Source organism: Ruegeria sp. BHSB064 (assembly GCF_059613205.1).
In genome coordinates, this window is the sequence record NZ_JBXWSB010000122.1 from 1 (window position 1) to 13,187 (window position 13,187).

Below are 13,187 nucleotides of genomic sequence, written 5' to 3' on the forward strand. Positions count from 1 at the left end.
GTCATGATGCCGTCATAGTCGAAATTGGCAGGGTTCAGCTTGCCTTCCTGGATCCAGGAGTTCAGCAGCTCTTGCCCCTGACCAGCCAAAGCAGCGACCTGATCGCCCGCTTGTTGTGCGGCGTCTGATGCTTGATCAGCAACGGAAGAGGCAGCTTCGGATGCCTGTTCAGTCAAAGAAGAGGCCGCTTCCGAGGCTTGTTCTGTGGCGGCGTCAACCGCGTCGGATGCGGCGTCTTGTGCCGCGGTGGCTGCATCGGCCAATGCGTCACCGGCGTCTTCGGCCGCTGACTGCAAACGTTCTGCCGGAGTTGGTTCCGGTTGGTTCAGGTAATAGTATCCACCAACGCCGATTGCGGCGAGGACAATGATCAAAATTAGAGTACGCGACATGTGAATCTCCTTTGGAATTTGTGTCGCTGGGATGATCCAAAACTAACGCAATGACAAAGGGGAAATCTTGTGAAGTCTCGGCAAAACAGAGGTTTGAGCCGGGCTATGCTGATCGGGCGTATTGCGCCCGGCAAGAACACGCTTCTTTCGCTACATACTCTTCGCAACTGTGCAGCGATCCGCCTTTGATATTGCGCGTTAGGGCAATAATTTGCTGCACCTGGTCAAAATAGCCAATTGGGATAGTGGCGGAGAGACAGGGATTCGAACCCTGGGTGGGCTTGCACCCACAACGGTTTTCGAGACCGCCCCGTTCGACCACTCCGGCACCTCTCCGCGGGGGTCTGTGAGGGGGGGATTTAGTGAGGAAAGGGCAAGGGTGCAAGCAGAAAATTCCAGAATGTGTCAAAGCTGGGTTTTTCCATTGCCAGCGGGCGGAAAACACCTACTCTGAATACTATGACACAGCCCGCACACCGTTCTGTTTTTCTGTTTTTGGCACCGCTATTGGCGTTTGTTCTGACTGCCGCGCCTTTGTTGGCGTCTAACCGCGACCGTATCGAGGCTTTTCTGATCACAACCGGATTTGATGTTGCGCTAGAAAGCATCGCGCTGAGTTCTCGGTCGGCGCCGCAGATGCTGGGCATCGACCCTGACGGGTTCGGCTCGGACTGGGCACGTCTGACGGATGAGGTGTTTGACGTCGAGGCCATGCACCAAACGGCTGTATCCATTCTTGAGGAAACGCTGAGCGAAGAGGCATTGGCCCACGCAGTTGAGTTCTATGCGTCCGATCTGGGGCAGCGTTTGGTCGAAGTTGAAAATGCGTCTCATATGAACGCGGACACTGAAGCCAAGCAATTTGAAGGCCAGCAGATCATCTCGGACCTGATCAAAGAAGGGTCTCAAAGGGTCGAAAGCTTCAAGCGAATGGGTGCGGCCATCGATTCGACCGACACAGCGCTTCGGGCATGGCAGGAGATACAGTTTCGCTTCCTGCTGGCGGCCAGCGCATCCGGCGTCATCGAGTTGCAAATGGATGCAGAAACCTTGCGCGAGCTTTTGAAGAGAAACGAGCCCGCGATGCGTCAATCCCTTCAATTGTCCAGCCTTGCCGGCGCGGCTTACACGTACAAGGATTTCTCGGACGAAGACGTGAACGCCTATGTCGAAGCACTGGAACAGCCATTGATGCAGGAAGTTTATGAACTTCTAAACGTCATACAATTCGAAATCATGGCCCGACGGTTCGAGGTACTTGCCTCGCGGATGGCTGAATTGCACCCTGCACAGGATATTTGATGCGGTGCATTGTACTGTCCTTGGTGTTTGCCTTGTTGGTGTCACCCGTTCTGGCGAATGAAAAGATCGACAGGCTTGCGCAGGCGATGCATCTGTCGGACGTGATCGCGATTCTGGTGCAGGAAGGACAGGAGCACCGCAAAAATCTGGATGAAACACTGCTGGACAATTCCGGGGGCGCGTATTTCGAAGCTCAGGTCAATGACATCTACGATCCACTGTGGATGCAGGGCCACCTGACTGAAGCTTTTGAGACCGGCATGTCGGAGGCGCAGCTTGATCAGGCCATCGTGTTTTTTGAGAGTGATCTGGGTCAAACCATCGTCACGCTGGAAAACTCGGCCCGTCAGGCAATGTCGGATCCGGCAATAGAAGATATGGCGCGCGATGCGCTTGAAGACACCGCGCGTACAACAACACGGTTTACTTTGGTTGACGAATATATCGAAGCAAACAATCTGGTTGAGAAGAACGTTCAGGGCTCTTTGACGTCAGATTACAACTTCTTTCGTGGCCTGGACATAGACTCAAGAACAGACACTCAGGACTTACTGGCAGAGCTTTTGTCGCAGAAGGACAGCAGGACAGCAGACACCGAAGCGTGGCTTTATGCCTTTCTGCTGCTGGCATATCGCCCGTTGGACGAGGCGCAGATGCGAGAGAATATAGCTTTTTCCAGAACGGAGACCGGACAAGCGCTGAACGACGCGTTGTTTGATGGGTTTGATCGTATGTTCAACGATATTTCCTATCAGTTGGGACAAGCGGTTGCCCGTGCTCTCAGGGCGTCTGACCTTTGAGGCTGGTTTGGTGTTGACTTTCTTCTGCAATCTATGGATAAGCGCGCATCCCGGCCGGTCATCCGCGCCGGGTCTCGTTATTATTTGACCCTTAAGATACATCGAAAGGGTCTGTCACACAGCCCGAAAAGGGCGCGCTGTTCGCGGTGGCTTAGGCCAGAAACACCCGGAAGGGGACCACAGAACGCGGGTATGAAAAGGAAAGACGCATGTTTGCGGTCCTCAAGACTGGCGGCAAGCAGTACAAGGTTCAGGCGGGCGACGTGCTCCGCGTTGAAAAACTGGCTGCCGACGCAGGTGAAAAAGTTCAATTCAACGATGTTCTGATGCTGGGCGGCGACGCTCCGGTTGTTGGTGCACCTTTCGTTGAAGGCGCAGGCGTACAGGCCGAAGTGATCGAACAGATCAAAGGTGACAAGGTCATCAAATTCGTCAAGCGCCGTCGTAAGCACAGCTCGAAGCGTACCGTTGGCCACCGTCAGAAGCTGACTCTGGTCAAAATCACCGACATCCTGTCGTCGGGCGCTGACAAGTCGGGCATCAAAGCTGCAACCGGATCGGCTCCGGCTGGCGAAGCGGCACCTGCTGCAAAGCCTGCCAAGAAAGCTGAAGCCAAAGCAGAGGCACCCGCCGCTGCTGCTGCCGCTGACGATCTGACCAAGCTGAACGGTGTCGGCCCTGCCGCTGCCAAAAAGCTGGTTGAAGCCGGTATCGAGAGCTTTGCCGCTCTGGCCGCCTTGTCGGACGAGCAGATTGCTGCTATCGACACCATCAAAGTGAAACCCGAATGGGTTGAGCAAGCCAAAGAGCTGGCTCAGGGCTAAGGAGAGAGAGAATGGCACATAAAAAAGCTGGCGGTTCCTCCCGTAACGGTCGCGACTCAGCTGGTCGCCGCCTTGGCGTGAAACTGTATGGTGGCCAGGCAGCCATCGCAGGCAACATCATCGTACGTCAGCGCGGTACCAAGTTCTGGCCGGGCGAAGGCGTAGGCATGGGCAAAGATCACACCATTTTTGCAACCACCGATGGCGCCGTGAAGTTCCACAAGGGACTCAAAAACCGCACCTTCATTTCGGTCCTGCCAGTGGCGGAGGCCGCAGAGTAAGCCGAGACCCAGAAGGTTAATAAAAAATTCATGGGGGACCGGCAGAAAATGCCGGTCCCTTTTTCGTTTTAACACAGTCGTGATCCAAAGAGCCGATGACCGTCGCAACCACCAGCTTCCTGATTTTTGCCGCCTCTCAGGTCGGCACGCCGGGACCGGCCAATATGGTCCTGTTGGGAACAGGTGCGCGCTATGGGTTTCGGGCGGCCCTGCCATTTGTTGCGGGTGTTGTACTGGGCAAGCAGTTGATTATCTGGCCGGTGGGCTTTGGTCTGATGCAGATGGCCGAACAAGCACCGGTCATCTTCTCAGTGCTGAAATACGCCTCGGCTGGCTATGTGTGCTGGTTGGCTTGGAAGATCGCGAACTTACGCCTGTCCCGTGACGGGGCAGGTGGTTCGGTACCGGGTTTCTGGGCCGGACTGATCGTGCATCCGCTGAACCCGAAAGCCTGGGCCATGATCATTGCCGGGTTTACCGGTTTTGTCGCGGCCGGTACGTCCAGTTTGGACGCAACGTTCACGATCGCTCTTTGTTTGTTTATCTGCCAGGTCGTGTTGCACCCGATCTGGACATTCGCAGGCGATAGAATTGCCCATGCGGTTGAAGGTCGCCCTGCGGAAAAATATCTAATGTGGACGTTGGCCGGGCTTACGGTGGCGTCCGTCCTTTTTGTGTTGTTCGGAGGAGGAACACACCAATGAAGCTTGAAACAATAATAAATCAGCCGGTCATAGAAACCGAGCGGTTCGATCTGCGCCCGCTGCGTCGGTCGGATATGGGACTGATCGAGCACTACGCGGGGGATGAGCGCGTGGCACGCATGACCACAAGCATTGCGCACCCGCTGGCACCCGGCTCGACCGAGGCTTTTGTCACCCGTTCGATGGCAGAAGACCGGGACGAAGATGTCTGGGTGATGGATGCAATCAAGGACGGCGGCCCGGAACTGATCGGTCTGATAACTCTGAAACGACTGGATCGGAATCAGTCTGAGGTCGGATATTGGGTTGCACCGATTTATTGGAACACGGGCGTTGCGTCTTTGGCTGTTGAAGCGTTGGTCAATGCCAACCCTCTGCAGAACGCGACCATGTTTGCCAGTGTGTTTCAGGACAACCCCGCCTCGGCGCGGGTGCTGACCCATTGCGGGTTCCAGTATCTGGGGGATGCGGAAAGCTATTCGGTGGCGCGCGATGCGAATGTGCCCACCTGGACTTACAGTAAAAAACTCTGACTTGTGGCCGATGGGGCCTTTGCAGTAGGGGACAGACCATGAAATTTCTCGATCTTGCAAAGGTCTACATCCGGTCCGGGGCCGGAGGTAGCGGCTGCGTCAGCTTCCGACGCGAAAAATACATTGAATTCGGCGGCCCTGATGGCGGGGACGGCGGCAAAGGCGGGTCTGTCTGGGCCGAAGTTGTGGACGGGCTGAACACCCTGATTGACTTCCGCTATCAACAGCATTTCTTCGCCAAGAACGGTCAGCCCGGCCGGGGTCAGCAGCGGACCGGCAAGGACGGCGACGATATCGTTCTGCGCGTGCCTGTCGGTACCGAAATTCTGGATGAAGACGAAGAAACCGTCATCTGCGATCTGACCGAAGTTGGTCAACGGGTTCTATTGGCCAAGGGCGGCAATGGCGGCTTCGGGAACCTGCACTTTAAATCCGCCACCAATCAGGCACCACGCCGCGCCAATCCGGGGCAGGCTGGGATCGACCGGACAATCTGGCTGCGGCTTAAACTGATTGCTGATGTGGGGCTGCTGGGAATGCCCAATGCGGGCAAGTCTACTTTTCTGGCAGCCACGTCGAACGCACGTCCAAAGATTGCGGATTATCCCTTCACCACGTTGCATCCAAATCTGGGCGTCGTGGGCGTCGACAACGTTGAATTTGTCGTTGCCGACATTCCCGGCCTGATTGAAGGTGCGCATGAAGGGCGCGGTATCGGGGACCGGTTCCTTGGCCATGTCGAACGCTGCGCTGTGCTGCTGCATCTGGTTGACGGTACTTCTGAGTCGGTTGCAGAAGATTACCGGACAATTATTCACGAGCTTGAAGCCTATGGTGGTGAGTTGGCCGAGAAACCTCGGATCACTGTTCTGAACAAGATCGACGCGTTAGACAGTGAGGAACTGGCGCTGCAAAAGGCCGAACTGGAAGAGGCGGTTGGTGGCCCCGTCATGACCATGTCAGGCGTCGCGCATCTGGGTGTGACCGAGGTTTTGCGTGCGTTGCGCACCCAGATTGACGACAATCGCGTGCGCCATAGACCCGCCGAGGAGGCACAGCCTTGGCAGCCCTGACTTCAGCGCGACGTCTGGTCGTTAAAATCGGATCCGCCTTGCTGGTAGATCGTGAAACAGGCTTGCTTCGTTCTGAATGGCTCCGCTCGCTGGCGCAAGATGTTGCTTGGCTCAAAGGGCAGGGGGCAGATGTCATTCTGGTCTCTTCGGGGTCAATTGCATTGGGACGCGGTGTTTTGAGTCTGCCTGTGGCGGCTTTACCCCTGGAAAAATCGCAGGCTGCAGCAGCGGTCGGTCAAATCCGTTTGGCGCGTGCTTACGAAGAAGCTCTGACACCGCATCAGATTACGACCGCACAAGTGCTGGTGACGCTGGAAGACAGCGAGGACCGCCGCCGCTATCTGAACTCCCGCGCCACTCTGGAGACGTTGCTTGGTCTTGGTGTGGTTCCGATCGTCAACGAAAACGATACGGTTGCGACTGACGAAATCCGATATGGTGACAATGATCGTCTGGCCGCACAGATTGCTGTTACGGTTGGGGCAGACCAACTGATCCTGTTGTCTGATGTCGACGGGTTTTATTCGGGCAACCCGAATGAGGATTCTACGGCCACACGGTTCGAGACTATTGATCGGATCACGCCTGAGATCGAAGCCATGGCAGGTGATGCAGGATCGGGTCTGTCCAAGGGCGGGATGAAGACAAAATTGCTGGCCGCCAAAATGGCCACCGCCGGTGGTTGCGCGATGGCAATAACAGAAGGTTCGGTATTTAACCCGTTGAAAACGCTGGAAAACGGCGCAAATTCAACATGGTTTACGGCAACACTTGATCCGCATGCTGCGCGCAAGCGTTGGATTTCTGCTATGAAACCGCGCGGAGAGATCACCGTTGACGACGGGGCCGCACAGGCTTTGACCAATGGCAAAAGTCTGCTTCCGGCGGGAATAGTCGAAGTGACCGGGGACTTTGGACGCGGCGATCCGGTTGCCGTTCTTGACCACAAAGCACGTTGGTTGGCGCAGGGCATAAGCCGATATACCGCTCAGGAAGCCGACGCTATCAAAGGGCGCAAGTCTTCTGAAATTGAGGCAACGTTGGGTTATCCTGGACGTGCAGCCTTGATACATCGGGATGATCTGGCCCTGTAAGCACCAAATAAGACGACCTGAAAGGCACGCGACATGAAAGATTTCGACAATATTCCCGCACTGATGGCCGATCTTGGTAAACGCGCCAAAGCGGCCTCGCGTGATCTTGCCTTTGCCAGCGCTGAACGCAAGCGGGCTGCGCTGATTGCAGCTGCGGATGTAGTTTGGGCTGATCGGGCGAAGATCATCGAGGCGAACCAGAAAGACCTGGAGTTTGGCCGTGAAAAGGGTTTGAGCCCAGCGATGATGGATCGGCTGATGCTGGATGAAGCCCGTGTTCAGGGCATGGTCGACGGGCTTCGTACCGTGGCGGATCAAGCGGACCCGGTGGGAGAGGTTCTGGACGAGTGGGATCGCCCCACTGGCTTGAAGATTCAGCGCGTGCGCACGCCATTGGGTGTGATCGGCGTGATCTATGAAAGCCGTCCTAATGTGACCGCTGATGCCGGTGCTTTATGCCTGAAGTCTGGCAACGCCGTCATCTTGCGCGGCGGGTCTGAGAGCTTTCATTCGTCGACCGCGATTCATCAATGCCTGGTCAAGGGGTTGAAGGCAGCCGACCTGCCCGAAGACGCCATTCAATTGGTGCCCACACGAGATCGCGCGGCGGTGCAGGAGTTGTTGACCCTGACGGATTACGTCGATGTTATCGTTCCGCGTGGCGGAAAAGGGCTGGTGGGGCTGGTACAGCGTGAGGCTCGTGTGCCTGTCTTCGCTCATCTGGAAGGCATTGTTCATATCTACATCGACAAAGCTGCCGATCCGCAAAAAACGCTGGATGTGGTGTTGAACGCCAAAACGCGTAGAACCGGAATTTGCGGTGCGGCTGAATGCCTGTTGGTGCATGAGGATATCGCCGAAACCTTGGGCCGAGAGGTTGTTTCGGCGTTGCTGGCGGCCGGTGTCGAGGTGCATGCCGAAGGCGTTTTGGCCGTTGAAGGTGCGCAGGCTGCGACTTCAGAAGATTGGGGGAAGGAATTTCTTGATAGTGTGATTGCAGCCAAACCCGTGGCAGATATTGATGCGGCGATTGCCCATATCCGGCAATTTGGGTCTAATCACACCGATTGCATCATGACCGAAGACGATGCGGCTGCAGCCCGGTTCTTTGAACGCCTCGACAGTGCCATCCTGATGCACAACGCCTCGACCCAGTTCGCGGACGGTGGTGAGTTTGGAATGGGCGCAGAGATCGGGATCGCCACGGGCAAGATGCACGCGCGTGGTCCAGTGGGCGCGGCGCAACTGACCAGTTTCAAGTATCTGGTCCGTGGGGACGGCACGGTCCGCGCTTAAAACCTGAGTGAAACGCGTGTTGCGGTGGTGTCTGCCGCGACGCGACGCCCCATCGTCTTGGCTGTTTCAGGCAGCAACGCAAACTGTACCTGCGCGGGGGTCAGTTTGTTCGGAAAACGCCCTGTGACCACGTGTTTCCACAACTCGCTGTCCACGTTCAGCTTGTCTGCCGATCCGGTCACAATCCAGTTCGCGCGCTGACTTGTGATGTCAACGGTGCCCCCCAATGGCATCGCGCTTTCGCAGCACATGAGCGCCAAAAAAGCCAGTTTGACCTGATTGCGTGGCACAGGCTCGGTCAGGTTCCAGTTGACCCGTACACGCCCGGCACGTTCGACGTCATTCAGCAGTTCGGTGATTTCGGCGCGCCCAAGCGGTTGGTCGCTTGCCGACCCGAAGGCCACGCGGAAAAAGCGAATGCGCGCGCCCGCACTGCCCACACTGCCCGAGATCAGCTCCATCTCGGGGCCTTGTACCGCGCCGACCATATCCAACAGCTCAAGCCCGTTGGTGATGGCCCCGATCGGGCTGATCAGATCATGGCAGATCCGAGAGCCGATCAACTCGGCCAGGTTGACGTCCGTCGCGCCCATGCGTACCTCCTGCTGTATCTGCCACCGGATCCAGGAGCGCCGCATGACAGACATGAATGCCATTCTTGCACCGGGCATGTTTGTCCGCCACCCGGATTTTCCCGAATGGGGTGTTGGACAGGTTCAATCCAACATCGCAGGCAAGATCACCGTGAACTTTCGCGAGCAGGGGAAAGTGGTAATCGACGGAACGCGCATCGCCCTAATGCCGGTCTTTGATCCGTGAAACTGGTTTAAGAAAGGTTAACAACACTGGTCAAACCTCCTGTTGTTGCCTTCGGTTGATCAACTGAGGTATCAGCGGCGAAAAGAAAAACGGACACACCCCAAATGCCGGATACAGGCCCATCCTTCACCGTCAAACTGGCCGAGACCGACGCAGAGCTGCAGGCTGCGCAACGTCTGCGTTATGACGTCTTTGTGCGTGAACTCGGTGGTGGTGGCGATTTGGTGGATCACGAGGCGGGGTTAGAGAGAGACCGGTTTGACCCCTATTTCGATCACATGTTGGCTTATGATGACAGCACGGGTGAAATTATTGGCGTTTACAGGATGTTGCCGGGTGAACGTGCAGCAGAAGTGGGCCAATTCTATTCAGAAGATGAATATGATCTGACGGTGTTGAAAAACAGTGGCCGCAAGCTGTTGGAGCTTGGTCGGTCCTGCGTGCATCCCGATTACCGCGGCGGCACCGCGATGTATCATCTTTGGAACGGGCTGGCGGCCTATGTCACTGAACGTGAGATCGAGGTGCTGTTCGGGGTCGCAAGCTTTCACGGCACGGATGTCAGTGCATTGGCGCAACCTTTGTCGATGTTGCATCACAACCATCTGGCGCCGGAAGATCTTCGGGTGCGGGCGCAGCCTGAGGTGTTTCAACCCATGGATCTGGTCGCTAAGGACGCGTTGGATCGGCGTGCGGCCATGGTTCAAGTGCCCGCATTGATCAAAGCCTACCTGCGACTTGGCGGTTTCGTGGGTGAAGGCGCGTTTATCGATCATAAGTTCAACACCACCGATGTGTGCCTGATCCTCGACACCGCGCGTATGAACGACCGGCAGCGCCGTATTTACAGCGGGGCCTGACATCTGTGAACGATCCGCTTTGGAACAGTGAGGATGAACCCGATCCGATCGATCTTGGGGTGATCGGGTGGCTGCTGGTCATCCTTCGAGGGCTGCCCCTGGCCCTGCTGGTCTTTGGCGGATTGATCGTGCTTTTGGCCGTGCGAATGGTTGAGTATCCGTTGTGCGGGGTGCGCAGACCCGTCACGCCCTTCATCACGCAATTTGTGTGCCGGAACGCATTTCGCATTCTTGGCATGGGATTCCGAACCTCGGGCGTGTTGATGAAAGAGCAGGGGGCAGTGGTGGCCAACCACACCTCGTGGCTGGACATTTTCGCCCTGAACGCGCGTAAGAGGGTCTATTTTGTCTCAAAGGCCGAAGTTGCAAAATGGCCCGGAATCGGATGGCTGGCGCGTGCAACCGGAACCGTGTTCATCCAACGGGACCGTGCAAAAGCCAAAGAACAGACCAAACTGTTCGAGACGCGCCTGAAAGCGGGCCACAAGCTGTTGTTCTTTCCCGAAGGCACTTCGACGGATGGATTGCGTGTTTTACCATTCAAAACAACGCTTTTCGCTGCGTTCTTCGCAGATGAGTTGCGCGATTTCATGTATATCCAACCGGTTTCCGTCGTCTTTCATGCGCCCAAAGGGCAGCCCAAACGGTTTTATGGCTGGTGGGGCGATATGGAGTTCGGCCCGCATCTTCTCAAGACGCTCGGCGCGCGCAGACAGGGATCAGTTGAGCTGATTTATCACGCTCCGGCAAAGGTCAGTGACTTTGAAAACCGAAAGACACTTGCGGCTCATTGCGAAGAGGCGGTCAGGCACGCCCATGCATTGGCTTTGCTTGAAAAATAAGGGCGATTGGCCCTTGCACTGCATCAAAACCTGCCGTATACGCGCGCCATTCAAACCCGCAGGCGGGGTTTGGGCTTTTTGAGGGAGACATCCTCATCAAGACCGCCGGTTGGAGCATCCGCTTCTTTCACCCCCGCCCAGGCGTAAACCGGAAAAGGAAAATAGCATGGCTCTTCCCGAGTTCACCATGCGTCAGCTGCTGGAAGCTGGCGTTCACTTTGGTCACCAGACACAGCGTTGGAATCCCCGCATGGGCCCGTTCATCTACGGCTCGCGCAATGGCATCCACATCATGGACCTGACCCAGACCGTTCCGATGCTGGATCAGGCTCTTCAGGCCGTTCGCGACACCGTTGCCAAAGGTGGCCGTGTTCTGTTCGTTGGCACCAAGCGTCAGGCCGCTGGTCCGATCGCTGAAGCGGCTGAAAAGTCGGCTCAGTACTACATGAACCACCGCTGGCTGGGCGGCACGCTGACCAACTGGAAAACCGTTTCTCAGTCGATCAATCGTCTGAACCAGATCGACGAAGCGATGGTATCGGGCGCAGAGGGCCTGACCAAGAAAGAGCGTCTGGGCATGGAGCGTGACCAGGCCAAGCTGCAAGCGTCGCTTGGCGGTATCCGCGAGATGGGCGGCGTTCCTGACCTGCTGTTCGTCATCGACGTCAAAAAAGAAGCACTGGCCATCGCCGAGGCCAACAAACTGGGTATCCCGGTTGTGGCTGTTGTCGACACCAACTGCTCGCCCGATGGTGTTGACTACATCATCCCCGGCAACGACGACGCAGCGCGCGCAATCTCGCTGTACTGCGACCTGGCTGCACGTGCCGCTCTGGACGGCATGACCGCTCAGATGGGTGCTGCAGGCGTTGACCTGGGTGCATTCGAAGAAGCACCGGTTGAAGAAGCCGTTGCAGAAGAAGCGCCTGCCGAAGCAGAAACTCCTGCCGAAGCGTAAGCTGCCCGTCACGTAATTGACATATGGGGCAGGGTAGACCTGCCCCAATTCCGTTTGAATTGAGGAGAGCCAAAAGATGGCAATCACAGCAGCAATGGTGAAAGAACTGCGCGACCAGACCGGCGCAGGCATGATGGACGCAAAGAAAGCGCTGACTGAAACCGGCGGCAACATGGACGAAGCCGTCGACTGGCTGCGCACCAAGGGCCTGGCCAAAGCGGCCAAGAAATCCGGCCGTACCGCGGCTGAAGGTCTGGTTGCAGTTCACGTGAACGGTGGCAACGGTGTTGCTGTCGAAGTGAACTCGGAAACCGACTTCGTTGCGAAAAACGCTGAGTTCCAGGAAATGGTTGGCAAGATTGCATACGCGGCTGAAGGCGTCGACAATGTCGAAGCTCTGCTGGCCGCTGATCTGGGCGGCAAGAACGTTGCCGACACCCTGACCGACAAGATCGCCACCATTGGTGAGAACATGTCAGTGCGTCGCATGGCGAAACTGTCGGGCGACACTGTTGTGTCCTACGTCCACAACGCGGCCACCAACGGCATGGGCAAAATCGGCGTTCTGGTTGCGCTGTCGGGTGGCGACGAAGCCATCGGCAAGCAGGTTGCGATGCACATCGCGGCTGTGAACCCGGCAGCTCTGTCCGAGGCCGACATGGACCCGGCTGTTGTCGAAAAAGAAAAGCAGGTTCAGATGGACATCGCCCGCGAATCCGGCAAGCCGGAGCAGGTGATCGAGAAGATGATCGAAGGCCGTATGAAGAAATTCGTCGCCGAATCGACTCTGCTGAACCAGCAGTTCGTTGTGAACCCTGACCTGACCGTCGAAGCAGCGGCCAAAGAAGCGGGCGCAACCATCACCGGCTTTATCCGTCTGGAAGTTGGTGAAGGCATCGTGGTCGAAAAAGAAGACTTCGCAGCCGAGGTTGCCAAGGCCGCTCAAGGCTAAGCACGTTACTGGGTAAGGCTCCGCTTGGGGCCTTATCTCTGCAAAACGAAAGGGTTACGCTGTGCGTAGCCCTTTTTTGTTCGCGCAAATTAACTCGCTTTGAACGGTGCTTGTCTGTCGTCTGAGGATGAAATGGAGGGCCCCGCTTGATGGGGATGGTCGGGGCCCCCCAAAATTCCGACACAGGTACGCGGACAAATAGGCGCCCCCTCGTCAGAGTGGCTGGAGAGCTCTGAAATTGCAAAGATCCAACCGAATGTTCCCTGGCTAAAGCCACCACTCACGGAACACTCTCACTTTGCAACTTTTACGCCGGATTTGAAAAGTAGTGATTTCCTTACCTAGGGTAAACTGACGCGGGATAGCGTCAAAATCTAGCGGTCAGGCTTCCATAATGAACATCTGATTGTGTAGCGACGCCTTGAGAACGGCTTGCGCCGTTGTTTCGACCGACAAC

General features: G+C 56.5%; 16 protein-coding genes and 1 tRNA gene. 14 read left to right on the forward strand and 3 right to left on the reverse strand.

Features of this window, described 5'->3' with window-relative positions:
* Both AC2FNU_RS20595 and AC2FNU_RS20600 read right to left on the reverse strand, forming a co-directional pair.
* A partial coding sequence (locus AC2FNU_RS20595) for a hypothetical protein (RefSeq protein WP_496791910.1) occupies nt 1-392 on the reverse strand: 392 nt, incomplete at its 3' end.
* A 246-nt stretch (nt 393-638) separates the two neighbouring features.
* Nucleotides 639-728, reverse strand: a tRNA-Ser gene (locus AC2FNU_RS20600).
* A gap of 123 nt (nt 729-851) precedes the next feature.
* Here AC2FNU_RS20600 and AC2FNU_RS20605 point away from each other — a divergent pair.
* From AC2FNU_RS20605 to AC2FNU_RS20645, 9 genes are all read left to right on the forward strand, one after another.
* Nucleotides 852-1,694: a DUF2059 domain-containing protein gene (locus tag AC2FNU_RS20605; RefSeq protein ID WP_496791911.1), complete on the forward strand. Its 843-nt coding sequence runs from the start codon at nt 852-854 to the stop codon at nt 1,692-1,694.
* Complete coding sequence (locus AC2FNU_RS20610; RefSeq protein WP_496791912.1) at nt 1,694-2,494, forward strand: DUF2059 domain-containing protein; 801 nt, start codon at nt 1,694-1,696, stop codon at nt 2,492-2,494. Before AC2FNU_RS20605 ends, AC2FNU_RS20610 begins: the two co-directional genes overlap by 1 nt.
* A 209-nt stretch (nt 2,495-2,703) precedes the next feature.
* Nucleotides 2,704-3,318 (forward strand): 50S ribosomal protein L21, encoded by a 615-nt coding sequence (locus tag AC2FNU_RS20615; RefSeq protein WP_496791913.1) that lies wholly within the window; start codon nt 2,704-2,706, stop codon nt 3,316-3,318.
* Between the two features lie 11 nt (nt 3,319-3,329).
* A complete protein-coding gene (gene rpmA / locus AC2FNU_RS20620) occupies nt 3,330-3,599 on the forward strand; it encodes a 50S ribosomal protein L27 (RefSeq protein WP_039535512.1) in 270 nt (89 codons plus the stop codon).
* A 95-nt stretch (nt 3,600-3,694) separates the two neighbouring features.
* Nucleotides 3,695-4,303 carry a LysE family translocator gene (locus AC2FNU_RS20625; protein ID WP_496791914.1) on the forward strand — a complete coding sequence of 203 codons (609 nt, stop codon included), beginning with the start codon at nt 3,695-3,697 and terminating at the stop codon, nt 4,301-4,303.
* Nucleotides 4,300-4,836, forward strand: a complete 537-nt coding sequence (locus AC2FNU_RS20630) for a GNAT family N-acetyltransferase (protein ID WP_496791915.1) — start codon at nt 4,300-4,302, stop codon at nt 4,834-4,836. The genes AC2FNU_RS20625 and AC2FNU_RS20630 overlap by 4 nt, the downstream gene beginning before the upstream one ends.
* Nucleotides 4,837-4,874: 38 nt before the next feature.
* Complete coding sequence (gene obgE, locus AC2FNU_RS20635; protein WP_496791916.1) at nt 4,875-5,909, forward strand: GTPase ObgE; 1,035 nt, start codon at nt 4,875-4,877, stop codon at nt 5,907-5,909.
* Nucleotides 5,897-7,003 carry a glutamate 5-kinase gene (gene proB / locus AC2FNU_RS20640; RefSeq protein ID WP_496791917.1) on the forward strand — a complete coding sequence of 369 codons (1,107 nt, stop codon included), beginning with the start codon at nt 5,897-5,899 and terminating at the stop codon, nt 7,001-7,003. Before obgE ends, proB begins: the two co-directional genes overlap by 13 nt.
* A gap of 33 nt (nt 7,004-7,036) precedes the next feature.
* Nucleotides 7,037-8,299, forward strand: a complete 1,263-nt coding sequence (locus tag AC2FNU_RS20645) for a glutamate-5-semialdehyde dehydrogenase (protein WP_496791918.1) — start codon at nt 7,037-7,039, stop codon at nt 8,297-8,299.
* Here AC2FNU_RS20645 and AC2FNU_RS20650 read toward each other — a convergent pair.
* A complete protein-coding gene (locus AC2FNU_RS20650) occupies nt 8,296-8,892 on the reverse strand; it encodes a histidine phosphotransferase family protein (protein WP_496791919.1) in 597 nt (198 codons plus the stop codon). The genes AC2FNU_RS20645 and AC2FNU_RS20650 overlap by 4 nt on opposite strands.
* Nucleotides 8,893-8,935: 43 nt before the next feature.
* Here AC2FNU_RS20650 and AC2FNU_RS20655 point away from each other — a divergent pair, with 43 nt between their 5' ends.
* The 5 genes from AC2FNU_RS20655 (at nt 8,936) to tsf (ending at nt 12,730) form a co-directional block, all read left to right on the forward strand.
* Nucleotides 8,936-9,118, forward strand: coding sequence for a DUF3553 domain-containing protein (locus AC2FNU_RS20655; protein WP_050602459.1), 183 nt, complete (start codon nt 8,936-8,938; stop codon nt 9,116-9,118).
* Nucleotides 9,119-9,222: 104 nt separating this feature from the next.
* Entirely contained in the window at nt 9,223-9,978 is a 756-nt protein-coding gene (olsB, locus tag AC2FNU_RS20660) for an L-ornithine N(alpha)-acyltransferase (protein ID WP_496791920.1), read from the forward strand.
* Nucleotides 9,979-9,983: 5 nt separating this feature from the next.
* The gene (gene olsA, locus AC2FNU_RS20665) at nt 9,984-10,820 is read left to right on the forward strand and encodes a lyso-ornithine lipid O-acyltransferase (protein ID WP_496791921.1); all 837 of its coding nucleotides are present in this window, start codon (nt 9,984-9,986) and stop codon (nt 10,818-10,820) included.
* 166 nt (nt 10,821-10,986) lie between these two features.
* Nucleotides 10,987-11,778 carry a 30S ribosomal protein S2 gene (rpsB, locus tag AC2FNU_RS20670; protein ID WP_496791922.1) on the forward strand — a complete coding sequence of 264 codons (792 nt, stop codon included), beginning with the start codon at nt 10,987-10,989 and terminating at the stop codon, nt 11,776-11,778.
* 76 nt (nt 11,779-11,854) lie between these two features.
* Complete coding sequence (tsf, locus tag AC2FNU_RS20675; RefSeq protein WP_496791923.1) at nt 11,855-12,730, forward strand: translation elongation factor Ts; 876 nt, start codon at nt 11,855-11,857, stop codon at nt 12,728-12,730.
* Nucleotides 12,731-13,187: the final 457 nt, after the last annotated feature.